This window comes from uncultured Oxalicibacterium sp. (genome assembly GCF_913776015.1).
In the GTDB taxonomy this organism is placed as follows: Bacteria; Pseudomonadota; Gammaproteobacteria; order Burkholderiales; family Burkholderiaceae_D; genus Oxalicibacterium.
In genome coordinates, this window is the sequence record NZ_CAJYMD010000078.1 from 21,010 (window position 1) to 27,053 (window position 6,044).

The window sequence follows — 6,044 nt, forward strand, 5'->3', positions numbered from 1 at the left end:
TGAAGCGGATTCAATTAAGGGTTCTCGATGCTTGTGGACGTAATCGGTTTGCGCGATTCGATACGTGTCTGTCGCGTATCGAGCAGGTCGCGTATCTCGGTCAGTCGCGCATGGATATTGAAGAAAAGAATCAGCAGTTCACAGAACAGTCGCCAAAACAGTAGCGTGATAGCTGCAGCAATCAGGGCGAGCGGCATGCCAAATGCCGGCTGATCTGAAAAAAGCGTGCTGATGACTGCGATCAAAATGATGAGCAAACCGAACCAGTACACACCGCGTAACAGCACAGGCGCAACCATCCGATCCAAGCTCAGACAATGCAGGACGTGCGAGATTTTATTGAGAAGGGACATGGACTGATCGCTTTCGATTAGTAGACAAGGCGAACATTGGATTCGCCGCCGCACTGGAGGTCGATGAGGGTAACGTCAACTTGGCCTAACTTGAGGCCGAGTAGGGTGTCGAGTTGTTGCGATAGTTGGTTGCCAATTGCGTTGAGAATCGGCTCAAGCAATTGGGTAACTAGGCCAAGTAGTGTGAGCATGACTTTGCTAACGCCTTGTGCTGAACCTGAAAGTTCACTAGCCATCATGCATTGATTAAATGGTGTGCCGAGTATTGCTCCGGCGGTACAGAGTACTGAATCTGCAATTGTTCCTACAGAGTCGAGTAACCCATTTGTTAGATTCCCAATCCCGCTCAAAAGCGTCGTCAGGGGCGAATCGGGAAATCCATTTGATGTGTTAATTGTGTTTAGAAAATTGGATAGCTGGGCTAGTGTTTGTTTGAGATTGTTGACTGTGTTATTCAATACATTATTGCCAGTGGTAAGTAAGTTGCTTGCTAAATTATTTTGCGTGATTGCCCCCTGTCCTTGAACGAATAACTTGCCAATTAATTCGGCTAAAACAGTCTTGTAAATAGTAGTGAGTGTGCTGCCTAGTTGTAAGTCATTCCGCTCAATCGTTTTGGTTTCACCCTTGGTAAGGGTGAGTGTCGCTTCATTTTTTAGTCCATCAACATGAAAGCTGCTATTCACTTGTAGCGTGTTACCCAGTATTTTCAACAGAGGGTGCGGTGGTAGTTGCAGGTTTTCTTCACAGGAAATGGCACGCGAGAAAAAACTGCTGTCAGCAATTGCTCCGATGCAGGTTTTAAGAATGGGGGCCGAGACATGAATGGTTGCAGTATCCTGACCTTCTGCATTTTTTACTTCACACAGTGATATAAGCGTGCCTTTGCCATTGACTAGATCAATGGCAATTGGGAGGTCTGCCTGCACCAAGGCAGCATCTGCTTTCACACGTGTGTACAAACGTACTTGTCCTGTATAAGCAGTCGTATCTTCTTTTCCTATGCCTATGCTAGGTGGTTCGACTATACCTAGCTGGGTCGTGATGTTCGCAAGCGCACCCAGATTAAGATTCAAGCCCGGCGATGGTAGAGAAATTGCATGTTCACTGCTTGCGACCAAAAGAGCGGTGTTCAGGAGTTCGCCCAGAGTGATATCCGCTTGTAATGCAGAAGAACCGTTTGCGGTTTCCAGAAACGTGAGTAAGCCACGACCATTTGCATCGGATAACAGTTTGATTTGAGTGTCTAGCTGTAATCCGTTCAGATCAAGCAAGGTAATCAAATCTGTTTGATCAGCGACCTTCCCGGATAGTGCATTGAGGATGGCAGCTAGCGTACAACTGTTCGCATTGCAATTTGGTGCGCCCGTTTCCAGTAGGGTGTGCAATGTGCCGGCCTCAGCATTGAGGGGGATGTTGAAGCCAAGAGCTTTTAGTAGCCCGCTAGTACTGATGCGGGTATTGGCAATACCTTTATAAGAGAGTGCATCGACTGTTGAAGCATTGACGCCGATTTGTTTGAGTAACAATGGGACAACGCCATTGTCGTTGATGCGTAATAACCGAGAGCCAACCGAAAAAACAGCCGTGGGTGATGACGACGTGCCGGTTGCGATAGCTCGTGCATAAACCCGTTGGCCTGCCCACATGCCGAAGAAGCTGCCGAAGGTGCGATCAATATCGACTTGAATAGCATTTGAATCGCTGCAATTTGCGTTGCTGATAATTGATGTCTGAGAGAGCCATTTGCCTGCCTTGATATCGAGAGTCGCCGATGTTCCATGCGCTATTTGTGCATTTTTTGTCGCAATCTGGATTGCTTCTGCATGGCAATCTCCTCCAAGTTTGATCGATTTCACCAACTGCTGCGCTCCCGAAATCGCCGCCATGTCCGCAATCTTTTGCAATTCACGCTTCTGATAAAAAAGAAAGCCGATGTCAATCGAGGCAAGCAGAATGACAGCAGTTGACAGGACGATCGCCGCCATCGTCAGAATGCTGCCATTCTGAGCGGTGTATCTGCCTGCCTTGATGGCATGCGGCGAATAAGGATGCATGATCAGCGGTTACGTACTTCTTCAAGTCGTCGAGTGAAATTTTCGGGAATCGGATGTTTGTAACTCTCAAGATAGCGTTGCCAGCTCAGGTTGGCCGTAGGGCCCAGCATCGGGAGTGCCGGACCTGCCATGCTGCCTGCTACTTGTGTGTGCAGCAGAGACGTCGTGGTCTCACCAACGCGACGTTTGGCAGGTGCATCATCTTCGGTAATTTGTGTAAGGTTGTTCTGTAATGGTTGTGCATACGATGTTGCATGCAATGCGGTGAAGACGACGAGAAAGAGAAGCAACACATAACAGGTGCTTGTCATCAGATGGCGTCGCTGTATCGAAAGGGTAGGCATGATTGTTCTCCGAAAATTTCTCTTTACGGTATGGACTGACGTTTGGTTGGTAATGAAGCAGGAGCAAGGCTGGTTTGCAGACGTAACTGAAAACCATTTTCTGGTGCGGGCTCACTGCTTGCATTTAATACGGGAAAAATTTTTGTGGGCGTAGCAGCTTGTTGCATCTGCAGCGCACGCTGCATGATTTCCTTGCGTGTTGCGAATGGCACGTGGGTTTTTTCCATCAGTTCGATGGCTTTTTTTTCATCACCCGTCAGTATCAGGAAAAGGGAAAGATTGCTGATCACTTTGCGGTTGTCCGGTGCCAGTTCCATTGCCTGAATCAACGGTACGCGGGCTTCATCGGTACGGTTGGCAATCATCAGCGCATAACCGAGATCGCCTAGCGCAGCAGCATTCAGCGGTGCCAGTCGCACGGCTTGCCGCAATTCTTCGATCGCTTGTGAATATTTTCCTTGTTGGGCAGCCATCAGACCCAGGCCATGCCTTGCGGCGGCGGCTTCATTCGATGTCAGCAGTTTTCGATAAGCGTTTTCTGCAGGTTCGTTCTGGCCTGTCATGCATAGTGCATCGGCTCGTAGCAAGCTGACTTCAGTACTGCTGCCGTGGGCACTTTCATAGGCATCAATATGTGCCAGCGAAGCAAAGTACATATTGCGTGCCTGCATGGTGCGGATCATGTCCAGATGTACTTGGCGATTATTGATGGCAGGTTGTTCTGCTTGTGCTTGTTGTTGTGCGAGCATGGCTTGATATTGCGCCGACGCTACATTGCCAGTTTCAGTCGTGCTGCAAGCGGACAGCAGAGTGGTGATGACGAGCACAGGCGTTATAGCGTAAATAAGTTGGCGAGTACGGTTCATGATCAGTTTCCTATCGTGCCAAGGGTACGGATGATGGCGAGAAAGCCCGCGCCGCCCGTGATGATGAGTAGTGCTGGCAGCAGCGTGACGACCATCACGCTGGTCATTTTCACGGTCAGCTTGCCGACCTGTTCTTTCATGTTGAGCTTGCGTTGTTCGCGAATGCGTTCACTGAATTGCTGCAAAGGTTCCTGTACCGCGCCGCCATATTGATCGACCTGGATAATCAGTCGCGTGATGGCGTGGATGTCTTCGTTATCGAAGATAGTGGCAAGTCGGCGTAGCGACTGTTCACGTGTGCGGCCATTGGCATATTGACGGCTGGCGAGGCGCAATTCCTTGCCAAGTACAGGCATGCTGGCAGAGAGCTCTTTATCGATGATGTGCAGGCTTTGATCGACTGACATGCCGATGCCCTGAAGCAATCTTAGCAAATCGATCAGCAAGGGTAGTTCTTCCGCCGCCTTGCGACGCCTATCTTTGGCTACCTGCAGCATGATCCATTTCGGTCCCATATAGCCGAGACCGAATCCTAGAAAGGCGATCAGCATGACGTTGAGCGTACTGTGGTTCTTGATGAGGAACCATCCGGCGATTGGCAGCCCGAATCCCAGAATTACGCGACTGATGAAGAAGAGTGTCTTGCCGCGCAGATCATTGACGCCACATTGATCGAGTAGACGTCGATCCTCAGGCGCAACGAGTTGACGGCCGAGTGGTGTGTCGAGCCAGCGTGAGCCATAGACGATCATGCGGTCTGTCCATCGCTGCGGCATTTCCGTGTCAGGCCGCGTTTCCGCGAGGTGTTCTTCGGCATGAAGCCGTTCGTTGAGCTTGCGTTCACTACGCGCCATGTCCCACGAGCGTCGCAGCAGTGCACTCCCGATCAAACAGGCAGCGCAGGCAAGAAGAACAAGAGCGGAGATGAGCAGGAATTGGCTTGTCATGGTTTTCTCACACGGATTTGGCAAGTCGGTAGAGCCAGATGGCACCAACGATTTCCAACAATGCGGCACCGATCAGCAGGTTGCGACCTGCCGGATCTTCCAGCATGGCCGAGAAAATCTTGTCGTTGAATATCATCATGAAGAGGCCGAGGCCGATTGGTAGCAGTGCCAGGATCCACGCCGACAAACGTGTTTCGGCAGAGAGTGCGACCAGCTCATTCTGAGCCTGTTCACGATCCCGCATGAACGCGCCCATGCGTTCCAGAACCTTGTCGGCACGACCACCGAAACGTAGTGCAACACCGATGACGGCGGCAATGAGTTCAAGCTCGACGATGCGAAAGATGCGTGCCTCTTGCATGAGCGCATGCTCGAGATTCATACCCGCCTGAACCAGCCGGTTGGCACGGTCCAGTACATCGCGTAATGGCGCATCGGCCGTCAGCACGGCTGACTGAAAAGCCGATTCGATACTGTTGCCTATAGTTGCCAGTCTCACCATGGTGTCGAGGAATGCAGGTAACTGTCGCACCATCTTCTGATGTCGCTTAACCGATATGAACCAGAGCCGGAAATAGCAGAGCAGGATATATAAAAGAAAGACGGCAATGGCTGATACGGCGCCCAGAAAAAATGCCGCCATGGCCACTAGGGCAATGCCAGGACCAAATAGAAAAGCATGAAAGCGGGGAGTATTTTGTATACCGGCACGTAGCAGAAAATACTTCCACGTGACGGATTGCGGGCGGCTATCTGTCGGAAAAAGAGGGGCGTGTTCCCATTCGTTTGTAGCGGGCTGTAGCTCCTGCAAGTGTCGATCAATGACTTGGCTGGCTTGCTGCTGGCGCGCACGTGTTGTGGCATGCTGCCAAAGCAGAATGCCAATGCCAGTCAGAAGAATGGCGAATGCGACGAGGAGCAGAGTGGCATTCATCTCAATACCTGCGCGGAGGCGTGAAGCCACTGCCTTGTTTGCGGCGTTGCAGTTTTGGGGAGTGTGGCTGAATACCAAGGGATACCCAGCGGTCCTTTTCTTCACCATCCGGGCCTGTCACGCTTTCGTGACGATAGAGTTCTTGCGTGGTGATGATATTGTCGCCCACGCCCGTCACTTCGGTAATGGAAACGATACGACGGCGACCATTGGAAAGGCGGCCAATCTGCACGATGAAATCCAGTGCACCGGCGATTTGACGGCGCAAGCTCGATTCGCTGCCCTGAAAGCCGGCGAAGCCGGCCAGCATTTCGATGCGATGCAGACATTCGCGTGGGCTGTTGGCGTGAATGGTTGCCATCGAACCGTCGTGGCCGGTATTCATGGCTTGCAGCATTTCCAGAACTTCCGCGCCACGCACTTCCCCGACGATGATGCGATCGGGGCGCATTCGCAAACTATTTCGGATCAGATCGCGGATCGTTACGCCACCAGTCCCCTCGAAACTGCCTATGCGTGATTCCAGACGTACGACATGGGGAT

At 51.3% G+C, this 6,044-nt stretch carries 7 protein-coding genes; all 7 read right to left on the reverse strand.

Annotated features, from left to right (window positions below; genetic code table 11):
- Positions 1-14 precede the first annotated feature (14 nt).
- Positions 15-353 carry a DUF4282 domain-containing protein gene (locus tag QZ725_RS14295; RefSeq protein ID WP_293781044.1) on the reverse strand — a complete coding sequence of 113 codons (339 nt, stop codon included), beginning with the start codon at positions 351-353 and terminating at the stop codon, positions 15-17.
- Positions 354-370: 17 nt separating this feature from the next.
- Positions 371-2,410 (reverse strand): pilus assembly protein TadG-related protein, encoded by a 2,040-nt coding sequence (locus QZ725_RS14300; RefSeq protein ID WP_293781047.1) that lies wholly within the window; start codon positions 2,408-2,410, stop codon positions 371-373.
- A gap of 2 nt (positions 2,411-2,412) precedes the next feature.
- Positions 2,413-2,754, reverse strand: a complete 342-nt coding sequence (locus tag QZ725_RS14305; RefSeq protein WP_293781050.1) for a DUF3613 domain-containing protein — start codon at positions 2,752-2,754, stop codon at positions 2,413-2,415.
- Between the two features lie 23 nt (positions 2,755-2,777).
- A complete protein-coding gene (locus QZ725_RS14310; protein WP_293781053.1) occupies positions 2,778-3,620 on the reverse strand; it encodes a tetratricopeptide repeat protein in 843 nt (280 codons plus the stop codon).
- Between the two features lie 2 nt (positions 3,621-3,622).
- The gene (locus tag QZ725_RS14315; protein ID WP_293781056.1) at positions 3,623-4,567 is read right to left on the reverse strand and encodes a type II secretion system F family protein; all 945 of its coding nucleotides are present in this window, start codon (positions 4,565-4,567) and stop codon (positions 3,623-3,625) included.
- 7 nt (positions 4,568-4,574) lie between these two features.
- Entirely contained in the window at positions 4,575-5,501 is a 927-nt protein-coding gene (locus tag QZ725_RS14320; RefSeq protein WP_293781059.1) for a type II secretion system F family protein, read from the reverse strand.
- Position 5,502: 1 nt separating this feature from the next.
- Positions 5,503-6,044: ATPase, T2SS/T4P/T4SS family (locus tag QZ725_RS14325; protein WP_293781062.1), on the reverse strand; the 542-nt coding region annotated here is incomplete at its 5' end.

What these genes read in the sequence shown, in the direction of transcription:
- QZ725_RS14310 (WP_293781053.1), bottom strand. Translation starts at nt 3,620, where the DNA reads ATGAACCGTACTCGCCAACTTATTTACGCTATAACGCCTGTGCTCGTC.
- QZ725_RS14295 (WP_293781044.1), bottom strand. Translation starts at nt 353, where the DNA reads ATGTCCCTTCTCAATAAAATCTCGCACGTCCTGCATTGTCTGAGCTTG.
- QZ725_RS14315 (WP_293781056.1), bottom strand. Translation starts at nt 4,567, where the DNA reads ATGACAAGCCAATTCCTGCTCATCTCCGCTCTTGTTCTTCTTGCCTGC.
- QZ725_RS14305 (WP_293781050.1), bottom strand. Translation starts at nt 2,754, where the DNA reads ATGCCTACCCTTTCGATACAGCGACGCCATCTGATGACAAGCACCTGT.
- QZ725_RS14320 (WP_293781059.1), bottom strand. Translation starts at nt 5,501, where the DNA reads ATGAATGCCACTCTGCTCCTCGTCGCATTCGCCATTCTTCTGACTGGC.
- QZ725_RS14300 (WP_293781047.1), bottom strand. Translation starts at nt 2,410, where the DNA reads ATGCATCCTTATTCGCCGCATGCCATCAAGGCAGGCAGATACACCGCT.